Origin of the sequence: Tsukamurella sp. USMM236, assembly GCF_037148755.1 — a bacterium.
In the GTDB taxonomy this organism is placed as follows: Bacteria; Actinomycetota; Actinomycetes; order Mycobacteriales; family Mycobacteriaceae; genus Tsukamurella.
The window spans coordinates 96,713-113,579 of record NZ_JBBCSS010000006.1 but is presented as its reverse complement, the minus strand read 5'-3'; the positions used below and the strand labels follow the sequence as shown (position 1 = coordinate 113,579).

The window sequence follows — 16,867 nt, the reverse complement described above, 5'->3', positions numbered from 1 at the left end:
CATGTCAGCGAAGTACCCCCACCTCTTCGAGCCCCTCGACCTCGGCCACACCACGCTGAAGAACCGCGTCGTGATGGGCTCGATGCACACCGGACTCGAGGACATGCCGTGGGACATTGGCAAGCTCGCCGCCTACTTCGCCGCGCGCGCCAAGGGCGGCGTCGGCCTCATCATCACCGGCGGCTACTCCCCCAACATCACCGGCTGGCTGCTGCCCGCCGGCGCGAAGATGTCGTCGCCGATCGATTCCCTCCTGCACAAGCGGGTGACCGACGCGGTGCACAAGGAGGGCGGCAAGATCGCGATGCAGCTGCTGCATGCGGGCCGCTACTCCTACAACCCGCTCAGCGCCTCCGCCAGCGCGATCAAGGCGCCGATCAACCCGTTCAAGCCCCGCGCGATGTCGGGCTTCGAGGTGCGCAAGACCATCCGCGACTTCGGCAACGCGGCTCGGACCGCGCAGAAGGCCGGCTACGACGGCGTCGAGGTGATGGGTGGCGAGGGCTACCTGATCAACCAGTTCCTCGCGGCACACACCAACAAGCGCACCGACGAGTGGGGCGGCTCCGCCGAGAACCGGCAGCGGTTCCCCGTCGAGATCGTGCGGGAGATCCGCAAGCGGTGCGGCAAGGACTTCATCGTCGTCTTCCGGCTGTCGATGGCGGACTTCGTCCCCGACGGCCAAACCCGCGACGAGATCCTCTCCCTGGCGCACAAGCTCGAGGACGCCGGCGTCGACATCCTCAACACCGACATCGGCTGGCACGAGGCGCGCGTCCCGACGATCGTGACCTCGGTCCCCCGCGCGGCCTTCGCGGCGTTCACCGCCGACGTGACCCGTGCCGTGAACATCCCCGTGTGCGCGGCGAACCGGATCAACATGCCCGCCACCGCCGAGGAGCTCCTTGAGCGCGGCGACGCCCAGCTCGTCCAGATCGCCCGGCCGCTGCTCGCCGACCCCGAGTGGGCGAACAAGGCGCGCGACGAGCGCGCCGACGAGATCAACACCTGCATCGGCTGCAACCAGGCCTGCCTGGACCACGCCTTCGTGCACAAGAAGGTCTCGTGCCTGGTGAACCCGCGCGCCGGCCGCGAGACGGACCTCGTGCTCGCGCCGACCCGCGCCGCCAAGCGCGTCGCCGTGGTCGGTGCCGGGCCCGCCGGGCTCGCCGCCGCCGTCAGCGCGGCCGAGTGCGGCCACAAGGTGGACCTCTTCGAGGCCGGCGATCACGTGGGCGGCCAGTTCGGCTACGCCGCGAAGATCCCCGGCAAGGAGGAGTTCAACGAGACCATCCGGTATTTCACCACGATGCTGGACCGGAACCAGGTGACCGTGCACCTGAACACCGAGGCGACCGTCGACGACCTGGCCGGCAAGTTCGACGAGGTCATCATCGCGACCGGCGTCGTGCCGCGCGTCCCGTCGTTCCCGGGCGTCGACCACCCGAAGGTCATCACCTACGCCGAGGCGATCAGCGGCGCCAAGGAGATCGGCGACACCGTCGCGATCATGGGCGCCGGCGGCATCGGCTTCGACGTGGCCGAGTTCGTCACGACCGACAAGTCCCCCACCCTGCACCTCGACGAGTGGAACGCCGAGTGGGGCGTCACCCGCCAGGGCGACGTGCCCGGCTTCATCACCAAGCCGGCCCCCGCACCGTCGACCCGGTCCAAGGTGTACATGCTGCAGCGCAAGAGCACCCCGCAGGGCATCGGCCTCGGCAAGACCACGGGCTGGGTGCATCGCGCGACGGTGAAGATGAAGGGCGTCGAGCAGCTTCGCGGCGTGAACTACGAGAAGGTCGACGACGCGGGCCTGCACATCACCTTCGGCGAGGAGCGCAAGGACGCGCGGGTGCTCGACGTGGAGACCGTGATCCTGTGCACCGGCCAGGAATCGGTGCGCGACCTCGACGCGGCGCTCGCGGACCGCGGCGTCAAGGCGCACGTGATCGGCGGCGCCGCGCTGGCCGCCGAGCTCGATGCGAAGCGGGCGATCCGTCAGGGCACCGAGCTCGCGGCCTCGCTCTAGCCCCGAAGAGCGTTGCCGCTGAACCGGGTGGGGCGGATCGCGATCTTGACGCGATCCGCCGCATCCGGCGGCACGACCGAGCCCTGGCCGTACCGCTCCGCGAGGCGCGTGTACAGAGACCCCGTCGGGTCGGGCTCGATCCGGTCGAGCTCGCCCCGGATCTCCAAGTAGGCGTACGGATTCCCCTCGGGCAGGATCGAGATCGCCACCCGCGGCTCATGCTGGAGGTTCCGGAACTTCTGCCGGAAGTCGGTGTGCGTGAACCAGATCAGCTCGTCCTCGAAGAGGAACCACATCGGGTTGACCTGCGGACCGCCGTCGGGGCGGACCGTCGCCAGGTCGACGACGAGGGCCTGATCGAGGAGAGCGCGCGCGGCTTCGGGGATGTCAGTGGTCATACCGCCGACTCTGCCGCATCCTTCTCGTCGGCGCGGTCCGACGGGGCCTTTCCCTCAGCCTGACCCCCTGCCCGCAGGCGGCCGATCACTGCGTCGACGCTGATCGGCCCGGCGCCGGTGAACGCGAAGAGCAGGAGCACCCAGCAGTAGAGGACCGAGAGCTCGCCGTCGTTGGCGAGCGGCGAGAGCCCGTCGCCGGCGTGGAAGGCGAAGTAGGCGTACGCCATGGAGCCGGAGGCGATGATCGCGGCCGGCCGGGTCAGGGCGCCGGCGGCGATGAGGAGGCCGCCCACGAGCTGGATCGCGGCACCCCACCAGCTCGGCCAGGCGAAGACGTCCGGGCTCGACCGGCGACCGTCGAGGAAGCCCCAGAAGGTCGCGGCACCGTGGAGCGCGAACAGCACGCCCGTCACGATCCGGAGAGCGGACAGGTAGTACGGGGCCCAGCGGTTCATGTCTTCCACCTTCAGCTCGTGACAATGGCGAGGCTAACCTAATAGCAGCGCAGCGCGGGCGCCACTTGAAACGCATCGCCGCAGGTCCAGCGTGCGCGAAATCGCCCGACGGCCCTCCGCGACCAGAGCGGTCACAGTGCGATCTTCGCGATGTCGACCCGTGCGTGCCCTCCCGTACGATCTGACCCATGCCAGTACCCGCACCCCATCAGTCCGCCCGCGCCGTCGTCACCGGCGGCTCCTCCGGCATCGGTGTCGCCCTCGCCACGGAGCTCGCCCGCCGCGGCCACTCGGTCATCCTCGTCGCCCGCAGCACCGGCCCCATGGAGGAGCTGGCCGCGAAGCTGCGCGCCGAGTTCGGCGTCGAGGCCGAGGTCCGCGGCGTCGACCTCTCCGATCATGCCGCGCGCGCCGTGCTCTGCGAGGAGCTCGCCTCGCGCGAGATCTCCATCCTGTGCAACAACGCCGGCACCGCGACCTTCGGCCGCGTCATCGACCTGGACTTCGACTACGAGCGCGCGCAGCTCGAGCTCAACGCCAACGCCGTCCACGACCTGACCCTGGCGGTGCTGCCGCAGATGGTGAAGCGGGGCAACGGCGGCATCATGATCACCGGCTCGGCGGCCGGTAACATGCCGATCCCGAACAACGCCACCTACGCGGCCTCGAAGGCCTTCGCCAACACCTTCTCCGAGTCGCTGCGCGGCGAGCTCAAGAAGACCGGCGTGCACGTCACCCTGCTCGCGCCCGGCCCCGTGCGCACCGAGCTCCCCGACCCCGAGGACCGCTCCACGGTCGAGAAGGTCGTGCCCGAGTTCCTCTGGGTCAACACGGAGTACACCGCCCGCGTGACCCTGGACGCGCTGGAGAAGAACAAGATGCGCGTCGTGCCGGGCCTGCTCTCGAAGGGCATGTCCATGGCGGGCCACTACACCCCGCGCGCCATCATGGCGCCCGTCGTCGGCGAGATGTACAAGAAGCTCGCGGGCAACTGATGCACCCCGCTGGGCCGACACTCCGGGAACGCCCGTTCCCGCCGATCCAGCACCAGTGGATCGCCGGGCCGGGCGACGCGTCGCGCGTCGCTTGGGCCGTCGCTCGGGCGATGATGTGGAACAAGCCGATGTGGGGGCTCTACGCGTTCATCGCCGCCGTGACGGTGTGGGACTTCACCCGCATGGGCTGGCTGGGAGTGTTCAGCGTCGTCCTCTTCTCCCTCGTTCTGGGCCTGCTCTTCCTCGTCTACTTCGGGTACTACCTGTCGGCGACGAGAGCGCTGCTGTCTCCGGGCGCAGTGTGGGCAACGGGCTTCGGCCCGGCAGAACTCTCACTGATCAGCCCGATCTCGACGAGCGTGATCGACTACGCGGCGATCACCGGAGCGCGCCGCGTGGGTCCGGTCGTTGTGATCCGGTATCGCGGCGGCGTTCTCTACGACGGGATCCCGTCCCAGCTGGTCCCCGACCGCGAATTCGAGATGCTCCGTCGGGCGGCGAAGGCGACGTAGCTCCTCCGGTATGAAGAAAGTCCGGTCATCGGATCCCACGATCGTGGGGACCGATGACCGGACTTTCGTCCGTCGTGCTCGCTCAGCGGCGACGCTTGGTGCCGAAGATGCTGCGGGACAGCTCGCGACCAGCGCTGGAGGCCGCGGACCGGAGGAAGGACTTCACGGCGGGGTTGCTCATCACGTCGGAGACCCAGCCGGACTCTTCCTCCTCCTTCTTGGGCGCGGGCGGGGGCGGCGGCGCCTGCTCGGCGGGCGCGTTCTCCTGCTGCGCCTGCTGCGCGTTCTGCGACAGCTTCTCGAAGGCCGAGAGGTTGTCGACGGTCTGCGCGTACTTGCCCCACAGCGGCGATGCCTGCGCGGCCGAGCGGATCGCATCGTCGCCGATCGCGGACATCAGCGAGCGCGGGGCCCGCAGACGGGTCCACGCCACCGGCGTCGGGGCGCCCTTGTCGGAGAGCACGGTGACGATCGCCTCGCCGATGCCGAGGCTGGTCAGGGCCTCGTCGAGCTTGTAGGCGGGCGAGGTCGGGTAGGTCTTGACCGTCTTGCTCAGCGCGGCCTGATCCTCCGGCGTGAAGGCGCGCAGCGCGTGCTGGATGCGCGCGCCGAGCTGGCTGAGCACCGGATTCGGGATGTCGGTGGGCAGCTGCGAGCAGAAGAAGACGCCCACGCCCTTCGAGCGGATCAGCTTGACGGTCTGCTCGACCTGGTCCTTGAAGGCCTTCGACGCGTCCGCGAACAGCAGGTGCGCCTCGTCGAAGATGAAGACGAGCTTCGGCTTGTCCAGGTCGCCCGCCTCGGGCAGATACTGGAACAGGTCGGCGAGGACCCACATCAGGAAGGTGGAGAACAGCGTGGGCCGCGCGGCCTGGTCGCCCAGCTCGAACAGGGTGACCACACCCTGGCCGCCCGCGGTGCGCAGCAGGTCGCCCATGTCGATCTCGGGCTCGCCGAAGAAGGTGTCGCCGCCCTCGGCCTCGAGGTTGACCAGGGCCCGCAGGATCACGCCGGCGGTCTGCTTGCTGACGCCGCCGATGCCCTCCAGGTCGGCCTTGCCCTCGGCGGAGGTGAGGTACTGGATCACCGAGCGCAGGTCCTTGAGATCCAGCAGCTCGAGCTGATTCTGGTCGGCCCAGTGGAAGATCAGGCCGAGCGTCGACTCCTGCGTCGCGTTGAGGCCGAGCACCTTCGACAGCAGGATCGGGCCGAACGAGGAGATGGTGGCGCGGATCGGGACGCCGACGCCCTTGGTGCCGAGGGAGACGAACTCCGTGGGCACATTGGCGGGCTTCCAGTCATCGCCGGTGTCGGTGGCGCGCGACGCGGTCTTGTCGTTGGCCTCGCCGGGCTTGGACAGGCCCGCGAGGTCGCCCTTGATATCGGCGAGCACGACGGGCACGCCGTTGGCGGACAGCTGCTCGACGATGAGCTGCAGCGTCTTCGTCTTGCCGGTGCCGGTGGCGCCGGCGACGAGGCCGTGGCGGTTCATCATGGCCAGCGGGATCCGCACCTTGGCCGACGGGTCGACGGTGCCGTCCACGAGGACGGTCCCGAGCTCCAGGGCGGGCCCCGAGAATTCGTAGCCGGCGGCGATGGTCTGCGCCGGGGAGTTCGCGTTGTCAGTCACGGTGCAAACCCTAGCGTGAGACCTGGGTCAATAGAGGTTCTGGCGGTAGTCGAGGTCGACTCCGGCCCGCATGACCCTTTCGTTCGCCACGGCCCGCAGCACTCGCGCGCCGACACCGCCGGTCGTGTTGCGTTTGACGTGGTCGGTCCAGACGGCGGACGGGCGCGGCAGTTCCGCGGTGTCCGCATGCCGACCGAGGTCCCACAGCGCCGCGGCGGCGATCCCCTCGCTCCGGGCGAGGCGCGCGCGGGAGACCTCGACGACGATCACCGCCTTCGGCGCCTTCCCGCGCTCGGCGAGTTGCTCGCGCAGTGCGGGATCGGTGCTGATGGTGGCCGTCCCGGTCAGCTCCACCGCCCGGCCGTCGCCGGGGACCAGGGCGAGCAGAGCGACCTCGGGATTGCTGACGATGTTGTGCAGGGTGTCGGTGCGCTTGTTGCCGGGGCGGTCGGCGATCGCGACGGTGGTGGGCCCGAGCACGCGCAGGTCGCCGGCGGGGTCGCCGCGGGGGCTGCTGTCGGCGCGACCGTCCTCGTCGCGGGAGCTGATCACCGCGAACGGGGCGGCGGCGAGGAACGCGGCCGCGTCGGGTCCGATGGTGGCGGCGTCGGCCTCCGCGGTGGCCGCGCTGGGCGGCGCCGGCTGCCAGAGCCCGGAGCGGATCACCGCCTTTCCGCAGTGCAGGTAGGCCTCGAGGACCGCGAAGCCGCCGGCGCCGACGGTGCCGTTCACGCGCAGCGTCTCGCGCCAGCCGGGAACGAGGATCAACAGCGAGGCCCCGCCCGGCGCGGCGTCGTCCGGGAGTGCGATCTCCAGGCCTGTGGGCGAGGCCTCCGACAGGAAGCCCGGCGCGCCGCCGAGGAGCCTCGTGCGCTGCACACCGTCGTGGTCGACGTAGCCGAGGACGGCCGCTGTGGACACCGCGAGGATCGTCCGGCAGTGCTCGTCGAGGTGGTCGATCGTCTTGAGCATCATCGCCGCGACGGGCTTCCCGACGGCCTTCTCGAGCTCCGGCACCGATCCGACTGGATTCATGAGGCCAGGCTACCCTCGCACTTCGCTCCAGCCCGGCACCTGACGGCGTTGACTACGCTGATCGGCGTGGACGACAAACTCGTGTGGGTCGATTGTGAAATGACCGGCCTCGACCTGACCTCCGACCGACTCATCGAGATCGCCGCCCTGGTGACCGACGGCGACCTGAACGTCCTCGGCGAGGGCGTGGACCTGGTGATCCACGCGGACGACGCCGCGCTCGCGGCCATGCCACCGGTGGTACAGGAGATGCACGCCCGCTCGGGCCTGACGGAGGAGGTCCGGGCGTCGACGGTGACCGTGCGCGAAGCCGAGGAGGCCGTGCTCGCCTACCTCCGCGAGCACATCGAGGCGGGCGCCGTGCCGCTCGCGGGCAATTCGATCGCCACCGACCGTCGGTTCATCGCCAAGGAGATGCCGGAGCTGGACGGCTTCCTGCACTACCGGATGGTGGACGTCAGCTCGATCAAGGAGCTGTCCCGCCGCTGGTACCCGCGGATCTACTTCGGCCAGCCCGACAAGGGACTGGCGCACCGCGCGCTCGCGGACATCCGCGAGTCGATCCGGGAGCTCAAGTACTACCGGAGCACCGCCTTCGTGCCGGCTCCCGGGCCGTCGACCGAGCAGATCGCAGCGGCCGTCGAGGAGCTCGGCCCGGCCTGAATCTGCTGGTCACCGCGCTCGACGGGGTGGAGGCCATACCGATTGGATTCCGCCGGAACCGTCGGGTAAAGTTCTTCGAGCCTGGCGATCCCAGGCACCTGGTGGGTGTAGTTCAGTTGGTAGAGCACCAGATTGTGATTCTGGCTGTCGCGGGTTCGAGTCCCGTCATCCACCCCAATCGGTGAAGGCCGGTTGATCAGCAGAAATGCTGGTCGGCCGGCCTTCGTCGTTCGTCAGGCCGGCCGCGAGAGCAGCCCGCCGACCCACCAGTCCTGCGGCTCGCCGTGGAGCATCGCCCGCTGCCTCAACGTTCCCTCGACGACGAACCCGATCGACTCCGCGACCGACCGGGACCCATCGTTGCCCACCACCGCCCACCAATCGATGCGATGAATGCCGAGCGTGTCGAAACCCCACTGGCACAGCCGATGTGACGCTTCCGCGGTGTAGCCGCGGCGACGCTGCCCGGGTGCCGCCCAGTACCCCAGCTCGACGAACCCGGCCCCCTTGCGGGTGAGCTGCGCCATGCCGGCGAGAGCGTCGCCCACATGCACGGCGAAGGCGTACGACTCGTCCGCCTCCCATTCCCGAACCGCCGTCGCCACGAACTCGCACGCATCAGCCTCCGTGTACGGCGACGGGACGGGCACGTACCGCTGGACCCACGGATCCGCGCACGCCGCCGCGATCGCCGGTACATCGGCGACCAAGGGGCGACGGAGCGTGAGGCGATCGGTGAGCAGCTCGACGGGGTCCATCCCCGCAGTCTGCGGCGCGCGCTGCTCCGCGGCAATCGAGATTCCGGAGTGACCGACCCCACATGGCACAATCATAAGGTTAGCCTTACCATTCTGACTTCAGGTACCGCGCCCCGAGTGAGAGTGATCCGTTGAACGAACCACGCACCGGTCTGTACGACCCCACCCGGGAGTCGAGCGCCTGCGGCGTCGGCTTCATCACCCGCAAGGACGGCACCCAGCATCACGACGTGATCGCCTACGGCGAGCACGCGCTGTGCGCCATCCCCCACCGCGGCGGCATGTCCGCGGAGGGCGTGGGCGACGGGGCCGGGGTCAACGTCGACCTGTCCGTGGAGTTCTTCCGCGCGATCACCGGCCGCGAGCTGCAGCGCGGCCGGTTCGGCGTCGCCAACCTGTTCCTGCCCTCCGACCCGGAGCGGGGACCGGCCGCGCGGGAACTCGTCCGCGCGACGCTCGCGGACCATGGCTTCGAGGTGATCACCGAGCGCGACGTCCCCGTCGACCCCTCCGCGATCCGCGCGGCGGCACTCCGCTATCAGCTCCCCGTCACGCAGTGGGTGTTCACGGCACCGTCGGGCGTCCCGCGGATCGACGTGGACCGCGCCGCGAACGCGGCCCTCCTCGCGATCGAGCAGATCGCTTACGGCACCCCGGATCTCGCCGGGCTGTACCCGCTGTCGCTGAGCACCCGCACCCAGACGCTCAAGGGGCGACTCAACGCCGACGAGGTGATCCGCTACTTCACCGACCTCGCGGACCCGCGGCACTCGGTGTGCACCTTGTACTTCCACACGCGGTTCTCCACGAACACCGAGCCGCATCCCTCGATGGCTCAGCCGTTCCGACTGATGGCGCACAACGGTGAGCTCAACACGGACCGCAAGAACCGCCTGGCCGACGATGCCGTCGCCCGCGCCAAAGCGCGCACCATCGTCCGTCCGCCCGGCCAGTCGGATTCGAGCCGGCTCGATCAGTCGCTGCAGAGCCGGGTCTTCGACGACGGGCTGGGCCTGGTCGAGGCGGTCGTCTCGCTCATGCCGCCGGCGTGGGAGAACGACGGCACGGTGCCGCAACCGGTCCGGGACATGCTCGAGTACTTCTCCCTCGGCGAGGAGAAGAACGACGGCCCGGCCGCGCTCATCTTCTCCGACGGTGACGTGGTCGGCGCGCGCCTGGACCGGCTCGGCCTGCGTCCGCTGCGCACCGTCGAAACGGCGGAGTACGTCGTCGTCGCCTCGGAGGCCGGGCAGGTCCCGTTCCCCGCGGACTCGGTGGTCCACCGCGGCCGCATCGAGGCCGGCGGCATGCTCTACGTGGATCACCGGGCCGGCGACGGTCGGGTCCGCCGTACGCGCGAGGCACTCGACCTGCTGGCCGCGCGCCGCGACTACGCCGAACTCCTCGGCGCCGCGCGCGTGAACCTCGCCGATATCGCGCCACCGCCCATCCAGCGCGACGCCGGGACCCTCGGCTACCCCGGCGATCTCAGCCTGCACGGCCGGTACGTCGCCTACTCGCTCAACCAGGAGAGCTTCCGGTTCCTGCTCGACCCGATGCTGGCCGACGGCGCGGAGCGGATCTCGGCGATGGGCTACGGCAACGCGATCAACGCCCTGTCGGACCACGAGGGCGGCATGGCGAAGTACTTCTCCCAGCGCTTCGCGCAGGTGACGAACCCGCCGCTGGACTCGATCCGCGAGGCCGACGCGATGAGCATGCGAGTGGCGCTGGGCAACGCGGAACACGGCCACCGCGCCCCGCAGATCGTGATCGACTCGCCGATTCTCAGCCACCTCGAGATGGTGAAACTACGCGACCAGCAGGTGACCCCGGTCCAGCACTTCGACCTGCTGTACCGCCCCGAGGTCGACGATGCGGAAGCGAACGCCGGCGCGGTGCTCGCGGCCGTCGAGCGGCTGTGCGACGACGTCGAGGCCTTCGCCCGCGACGGCGGCGGCATCGCCGTCCTCACCGACCGCGGCGTCTCCACTGCGCAGGCGCCCCTCCCCCTCCTGCTCGCTCTCGCCGCCGTGGACGTCCGGCTCACCGAGACCGGCCTGCGCCTGCGGCTCTCGCTCCTCGCCGAGAGCGGCCAGTTGCCGTCCTCGCATCACATCGCCTCGGCGCTGGGATTCGGCGCGTCCGCGGTGTACTCCCTCTCGGCGCGGCTGCGGGCGGAGGAGCGGTTCCCCGCCGACGCGGCGCCCGCCGGTGAGCTCACCGATACGGACCGCGCCTTCGACCGGTTCCGCAAGGCGGCGGAGAAGTCGCTCGCCAAGACGATGGGCCGGGTGGGCCTGTGCACGGCGGAGTCGTACATCGGCGGCCAGTTCTTCGAGCCCAATTACCTGGACACGCGGGATCCGGTGCTGTCCCGCTACTTCCCGCACCTGGACGCCCCCGTCGGCGGGGTCGGCTTCGCGCGGATCGCGGAGGCGAACTCCGACTGGCACGAACGGGCGGCCTCCGTGGCGGAGGAGCGCGACGTGCCGCTGCTCGGCCTGTTCAAGGAGCGCTCCGACGGTGCCGGGCACTCGTACGGCATCAACGCCGTCCGCGGCTTCACCCGGATGGCCGAGGAGCCCCTGGCCCTCACCGGTCCCGACGGCATCGGCTCCACGTCGCTGCGGCTACTCACGCTCTCGCGCCTCGACGACGCCTTCGGGCTCGACGACGCCGCGTACCGCAACAGTGGCTTCAAAGCGCTGCTGCCGCGCCAGATCGACGGCTTCGAGATCACCGACGGCTACCGCGAATTCCTCGCCGCCACCCTGGTCGAGCGCGAGCGCCGCCCCTCCGCGCTGCGCGACGTGCTCGCATTGCCCGCGGACGTCACGATGCTCACGACGGCCCAGGAGTTCCATCGCCAGCTGGCCCGGTTCTCCCTGGAGGGCAACGCGAGCCTGCCGACCCGTGGCCTGACCGTCGACACCGCGCCGGACGGCCGGTTCGTCGTGCGTTTGACCGACACCCCGGAGCACCAGGCGGACACCGCCTACGCCGGGTTCGCGCAGTTCCTCCGCGAGCTGTTCGCGGACGAGGTCGAGGTCGAGACGAGCCCCGATGCCGGCGCCGTGATCGCCGCCACCGGACGGGCGCACACCTATCTGACGCTGCTGTGCACCGCGCCCCGCTCCCTGCGGCTCGACGAGGTGCAGCCCGCGCACGAGATCACCCGCACGCTGGCCTCCGGCGCGATGAGCCACGGCGCCCTCGTCGCCACCGCCCACGAGGCGGTCGCGCACGGCACCAACATGGTCGGCGGCATGTCGAACTGCGGCGAGGGCGGCGAGCACCGCACCCGCTACGGCACCATCCGCGGTTCGCGGATCAAGCAGTTCGCCTCCGGCCGATTCGGCATCTGGTCCGGATACCTCGCGGACCCGATGCTCGAGGAGCTCGAGATCAAGATCGGCCAGGGCGCCAAGCCCGGAGAGGGCGGGCAGCTGCCGGGGCCGAAGGTCACCGTCGACATCGCGGCGGCCCGCGGCGGCACCCCGGGCATCGAGCTGATCTCTCCCCCACCGCATCACGACACCTACTCGATCGAGGACCTGGCGCAGCTCATCCACGACTGCAAAGCGGCCCGCGTGCGGGTGATCGTCAAACTCGTCTCCTCTGAGGGCATCGGCACGATCGCCGTCGGCGTCGCGAAGGCCGGCGCCGACGTGATCAACGTGGCCGGCAACACCGGCGGGACCGGTGCGGCGGCGGTGACCAGCCTCAAGTACGCCGGACGCTCCGCGGAGATCGGCGTGGCCGAGGTGCACCAGGCGCTGGTCGCGAACGGCCTGCGCGACAAGGTGACCCTCCGGTGCTCCGGCGCGCACCAGACCGGCGGCGACGTCGTGGTCTCCGCGCTCCTCGGCGGCGACTCGTTCGAGTTCGGGACGACCGCCCTGATGATGCTCAAGTGCGTCATGGCCAAGAACTGCAACCTCAAGTGCCCGGCCGGACTCACCACGAATCCCGAGGTCTTCGACGGGGACCCGCGGGCGCTCGCGCAGTACCTGCTCAACATCGCGCACGACGTCCGCACGCTTCTCGCCCGACTCGGACTGCGGTCGCTGCGCGAGGCGCGCGGGCGCACCGATCTCCTACAGCTGCTGGAACATCCCGCGGCGGTCGGCCACCTCGACGTGCGTGCGATGCTGCACGCGCCCGCGCCGCGGACCGTCATCGATCCCGTGTACCTCGAGAAGGACTACGCGGTGGACGACCGCCTCCTCGCGGAGGTCCGGAACCGCCTGCTCGACGGTGGCGCGGAGTCGATCACCGTCGACGACGTGGCACTCGCGAACCCGAACAAGTCGGTGGGCGGCCAGCTCGCCGTCGACCTGGAACGCCTGCTCAACCACCCCGCGGCCGACCAGCGCGGGGCCTTCACCGGCGTGCCGGTGCCCGACTGTCACCCCGCGGTGCTCACCGACGAGCGCGGCCGCCGCTTCCTCGCCGACGGTGCCGTCGTCGTCCGCTCGCACGGCAGCGCGGGGCAGTCCTTCGGCGTCTTCTGCACGGACGGGATGGACCTGCAGCACACCGGAACCGCCAACGACGGCGTCGCGAAGAGCCAGTGCGGCGGCCGCGTCGTGGTCCGCTCCCCCGGTGGCGGCGGCGCCGACGCCGGGGCCAACGTCCTGATCGGCAATTTCGCGCTCTTCGGCGCGACGGGCGGCCGCACTTTCGTGCAGGGCGAGGCGGGCGACCGCTTCGCCGTGCGGAACTCGGGCGCCACCGCCGTCGTCGAGGGGGTCGGCGAGTACTGCTGCGAGTACATGACCGGCGGCGCCGTACTCAACCTCGGCGGCTTCGGCAAGGGCCTGGGCAACGGCATGAGCGGCGGCTTCGTCTACCAATACGATCCCGAGGGCCGGGCCGCCGGCGCGGCGAGCTCGTCGCTGCACGTCGAGACCCTCGTCGGCCCGCACACCCCGCCCTTCCACGAGGTCGCGGTGCGGACCATGCTCGCCTGGCACGCGGAGGCGACCGGATCGCCGCTCGCCGCACGCCTCCTCGCGGACTGGGCGGGCACCCGCGACAACATCGTCGTCGGCACTCCCCTCGCGCTGATGCACTACCAGGACGCCGACCACATCTGGGCCGCACACGGCCGCAAGGAACTGCTCGATGAGCTGGCGGGCTCCGTCGCCGCGGACCGCCTGCGCGAGTTCAAGCGCTCGCTGCGCGCGGGTACACCCGTCGGCGGCGGCACGGCGCCGAAGTTCGGCGACACCCGTTCCCGGCACGCCTTCTCCCTGCTCTCGTCGTTCACGGTCCTGTCGCTCGCACAGGAGGTGGCCGCCGAACGCGTGCCGGGCGCGACGGGGCACGACGACCCGCGGGTGTCCGCCCGCGCCCGGAACCTGGTGCTCACCGAGGATTTCGCGGTCCGGCAACGGATCACGAAGTACCTGCGCGCCCGGCTCGACACCTTCGAGGACGCGGAGCTCGCGGCGCTCATCGCGACGAAACGCCTCGGCGATTACACCACCTCGCTCGAGGAGCGGAACGTGTTGAGCATGGACGCCCCCGGCACCTACGGCTGGATCCTGTACCACCGCGCCCGCAACGCCGCGGCCCTCGACGGCGCCGCCGTCAACGCCATGCTGGTCGAGGGTGCGATGCCGGACCTGGTGCGATTCGCGAAGGAGACGCTGGCATGAGCGCCCCCACCTATGTCCTCCCCGAGGCGGATTCGTCCGCCCTCATCGACGTCTTCACCGGTGACCAGCGGGCGTGGCTGTCGGGATTCCTGGCGGGCCTGGCCGCGGTGCAGGCCGAGCAGACGGTCACCGCGACCACCGCCACGCTCCATGCGACCGTGCTCTACGGGACGCAGACCGGCAACAGCGAGGAGCTCGCGGAGCGGCTGGTCGGGCTGCTGCGGGAGAACGGCCTCGGGGCCGACCTCGCCGCACTCGACGACGCCGACCCCGACCGGCTGGCGGCCGCCTCGCATCTACTGGTGGTCACGTCCACCTACGGCGAGGGCGAGATGCCCGACAACGCGGAGCTCTTCTGGGAGGGGCTGTCCGCCGACACCGCCCCGCGCCTGGAGCACCTCCAGTTCTCGGTACTGGCGCTGGGCGACAGCGGCTACGAGGGCTTCTGCCGGGCCGGGCAGATCATCGACACCCGGCTGGAACAGCTCGGCGCCGCGCGCCTCGCATCGCGGGTGGACTGCGACGTCGACTTCGAGGAGCCCGCGTCGGCGTGGCTCGCCGAGGTGGTCTCCCGGCTGCGGGCGGTCGCCGATCACCTGGATCCCGCCGACGCCGCCGCAGTACCCGTCGCGGCCGCGCCCGCGACACCGTCGAAGCCGAAATCACGGTGGAACAAGAAGAACCCGTTCCCCTCCAGGCTCGTGGAGAACCGACTGCTCTCCGGAAGCGGAAGCGCCAAGGAGATCCGGCACGTCGAGTTCGACCTCGCCGACAGCAGGATCGAGTACGCGGCCGGCGACGCCCTGAACGTGATGCCCCGCAACGCGCCCGCCCTCGTCGACGCCGTCCTCGGGGCACTCGGCGCCACCCCGGACACCGACATCGACGGTGCCCCGCTCGCGGCGCGGCTGACCACCGACTGGGAGATCTCCACGCCGTCGAAGGACCTGCTCAAGACGCTCGCCGAGCGCGCACCCGAGTCCGAGCTGGCCGCGGTCCTGGCGCGCGGCGAGCGTGAGACGCTGGACGCGTGGCTCTGGGGGCGCGACGTCCTCGACCTCCTGCACGCGTGCGAGGGCGCGCGCATCGATCCCACGGAGCTCCCGGACCTGCTGCGGCCCCTGCAGCCGCGGGCGTACTCGATCTCGTCGAGCCCGCTGGCCAGCCCCGACCGCATCCACCTGACGGTGGCGGCGGTGCGGCACGGCGCGGAGGCGGGACGCGAACACCAGGGGGTGTGCTCGACCTTCCTCGCCGACCGCTGTTCCGAGACGGACGAGGTCGGGATCTCGTTGCAGCCCAACGCCGCCTTCCGGGTGCCCGCGGACCCCGACCGGCCGATGATCATGGTCGGCCCCGGCACGGGCATCGCCCCGTTCCGGGCGTTCCTGCACGAACGCGCGGCATCGTCCGCGGCGGGCCGGAACTGGCTGTTGTTCGGCGACCAGCACCGGGCGAGCGACTACATCTACGCCGACGAGCTGGCCGGATTCACCGAGCAGGGCGTGCTGCACCGCCTCGACCTGGCCTTCTCCCGGGACCAGGCGGAGAAGATCTACGTGCAGACCCGCATGCTCGAGGCGGCGCGGGAACTCTACGGGTGGCTGGAGGACGGCGGACACTTCTACGTGTGCGGCGACGCCTCGCGCATGGCCAAGGACGTGGACCGGGCGCTGCGCGAGGTGATCGCCGGGCAGCGCGGCCGCGGCGCGGACGACGCCGACGAGTACGTCGCGACCCTCAAGCGGGAGAAGCGCTACGTGCGGGACGTCTACTGATGCGGCCCGCGTCCTGCCCCGGCTGCGGTCGCGGGCGCTGCCCGCTGCAGCGGGCCCGGGGGTGCACGAGCGTCGAGGACGCGACCGCGATCGACGTGGCCGGGGCGCTGCCCCTGCTCGATCATGCGGTGGCGGTGACGGACTCGATGGTCGCCACGCTGGCCCACGAGGGCCGGTACTCTCCGCCGACCCTGCCCGGTGATCCGTTCGCGGTGCCCCCGGGGCGGATCGCGCTCCGGATCGCACCCGACCGGGTAGTCGGCGCGATCACGGACGACGACGCTCCCGGAGGTCCGGCCGACGCCAGCATGGTCGGACTAGTGGACCGTCGCGGTGGAGCCCTCCATCGCACGTTCGTGACGGCCGAGCCGGATCGGATGGTGGTCCGCGCGCTCGGCCACCTCTCCCCCGCGGATCCGCACCGCGAGATCCTGTTCCCGTCGAGCGGCGACGTCGGGCCCGAGCGGGCGGCACCTGCCCCACATGCTGATCCCGTCGATGCGATCCTCGCGGACGAGGGCGCGCGGCGCGTGCGTGGACTGTGTGCGCTCGGCGATCAGCGGTACTGTCAGATCCCACCGTCCCGTATCGCGCAGGTCCTCGAATTCCTCTGCGAGACCGGCATCCCCGTCGGAATCGCCGTGTTCGCGAGCGGCATCGCACAAGCCTGCAGCGGACGGATCGAGGCGGTCCTCCCCGAGGGACCGCGACTGCTCACCGGCTTCCACGACGCGGCCGTCGACATCGATCTCGCCCGCGTGGACAACTGCGCCGTGGTGCGCACCGCCGGCGACGAGCACGCCGCGGCGATCGAGCTCTACGACGCGAGCGGGGCGTGTTGCGCGCTCCTGACCCAGTTCGCCGGCGCGGACCGGACCGCCCGGCTCGAGTGGGATGCGGCCGCGGCGTCCCTGCGCGAAGCCACATAGCTTAGGCTCGCCTTCT

Annotated in this window: 12 protein-coding genes and 1 tRNA gene; 8 read left to right on the top strand and 5 right to left on the bottom strand. The window is 70.8% G+C overall.

What is annotated here, in order from left to right; translation table 11 throughout:
• Position 1 precedes the first annotated feature (1 nt).
• A complete protein-coding gene (locus WFK95_RS19305; RefSeq protein ID WP_336671638.1) occupies positions 2–2,032 on the top strand; it encodes an NADPH-dependent 2,4-dienoyl-CoA reductase in 2,031 nt (676 codons plus the stop codon).
• Here the strand turns inward: WFK95_RS19305 and WFK95_RS19300 are convergent.
• Together WFK95_RS19300 and WFK95_RS19295 are read right to left on the bottom strand one after the other, a co-directional pair.
• Complete coding sequence (locus WFK95_RS19300; protein ID WP_336671637.1) at positions 2,029–2,430, bottom strand: PPOX class F420-dependent oxidoreductase; 402 nt, start codon at positions 2,428–2,430, stop codon at positions 2,029–2,031. The genes WFK95_RS19305 and WFK95_RS19300 overlap by 4 nt on opposite strands.
• Positions 2,427–2,885 (bottom strand): DoxX family protein, encoded by a 459-nt coding sequence (locus WFK95_RS19295; protein WP_336671636.1) that lies wholly within the window; start codon positions 2,883–2,885, stop codon positions 2,427–2,429. Before WFK95_RS19295 ends, WFK95_RS19300 begins: the two co-directional genes overlap by 4 nt.
• A 188-nt stretch (positions 2,886–3,073) precedes the next feature.
• Here WFK95_RS19295 and cmrA point away from each other — a divergent pair, with 188 nt between their 5' ends.
• Both cmrA and WFK95_RS19285 read left to right on the top strand, forming a co-directional pair.
• Positions 3,074–3,880, top strand: coding sequence for a mycolate reductase (gene cmrA, locus WFK95_RS19290; protein WP_336671635.1), 807 nt, complete (start codon positions 3,074–3,076; stop codon positions 3,878–3,880).
• Complete coding sequence (locus WFK95_RS19285; RefSeq protein WP_336671634.1) at positions 3,880–4,392, top strand: hypothetical protein; 513 nt, start codon at positions 3,880–3,882, stop codon at positions 4,390–4,392. Before cmrA ends, WFK95_RS19285 begins: the two co-directional genes overlap by 1 nt.
• 82 nt (positions 4,393–4,474) lie before the next feature.
• On the opposite strand, the gene WFK95_RS19280 is transcribed toward WFK95_RS19285, so the two are convergent.
• A complete protein-coding gene (locus WFK95_RS19280; protein ID WP_336671633.1) occupies positions 4,475–6,022 on the bottom strand; it encodes a helicase HerA-like domain-containing protein in 1,548 nt (515 codons plus the stop codon).
• A gap of 27 nt (positions 6,023–6,049) precedes the next feature.
• Positions 6,050–7,057 carry a pyridoxamine 5'-phosphate oxidase family protein gene (locus tag WFK95_RS19275; protein ID WP_336671632.1) on the bottom strand — a complete coding sequence of 336 codons (1,008 nt, stop codon included), beginning with the start codon at positions 7,055–7,057 and terminating at the stop codon, positions 6,050–6,052.
• Between the two features lie 66 nt (positions 7,058–7,123).
• Here WFK95_RS19275 and orn point away from each other — a divergent pair, with 66 nt between their 5' ends.
• Positions 7,124–7,720, top strand: a complete 597-nt coding sequence (gene orn, locus WFK95_RS19270) for an oligoribonuclease (protein WP_224645405.1) — start codon at positions 7,124–7,126, stop codon at positions 7,718–7,720.
• Positions 7,721–7,821: 101 nt separating this feature from the next.
• Positions 7,822–7,897: transfer RNA gene (locus WFK95_RS19265), tRNA-His, on the top strand.
• A 56-nt stretch (positions 7,898–7,953) separates the two neighbouring features.
• On the opposite strand, the gene WFK95_RS19260 is transcribed toward WFK95_RS19265, so the two are convergent.
• On the bottom strand, positions 7,954–8,478 hold the full coding sequence (locus WFK95_RS19260; RefSeq protein ID WP_336671631.1) for a GNAT family N-acetyltransferase: 525 nt from the start codon (positions 8,476–8,478) through the stop codon (positions 7,954–7,956).
• 131 nt (positions 8,479–8,609) lie between these two features.
• Between WFK95_RS19260 and WFK95_RS19255 the strand changes: the two genes are divergently transcribed.
• Genes WFK95_RS19255 through WFK95_RS19245 form a run of 3 tightly spaced genes read left to right on the top strand, consistent with a single transcriptional unit; the run spans position 8,610 to position 16,851 of the window.
• Positions 8,610–14,144 (top strand): glutamate synthase-related protein, encoded by a 5,535-nt coding sequence (locus WFK95_RS19255; protein WP_336671630.1) that lies wholly within the window; start codon positions 8,610–8,612, stop codon positions 14,142–14,144.
• Entirely contained in the window at positions 14,141–15,922 is a 1,782-nt protein-coding gene (locus WFK95_RS19250; RefSeq protein ID WP_336671629.1) for a sulfite reductase subunit alpha, read from the top strand. The genes WFK95_RS19255 and WFK95_RS19250 overlap by 4 nt, the downstream gene beginning before the upstream one ends.
• Positions 15,922–16,851, top strand: a complete 930-nt coding sequence (locus WFK95_RS19245; RefSeq protein WP_336671628.1) for a hypothetical protein — start codon at positions 15,922–15,924, stop codon at positions 16,849–16,851. The genes WFK95_RS19250 and WFK95_RS19245 overlap by 1 nt, the downstream gene beginning before the upstream one ends.
• Positions 16,852–16,867 lie beyond the last annotated feature (16 nt).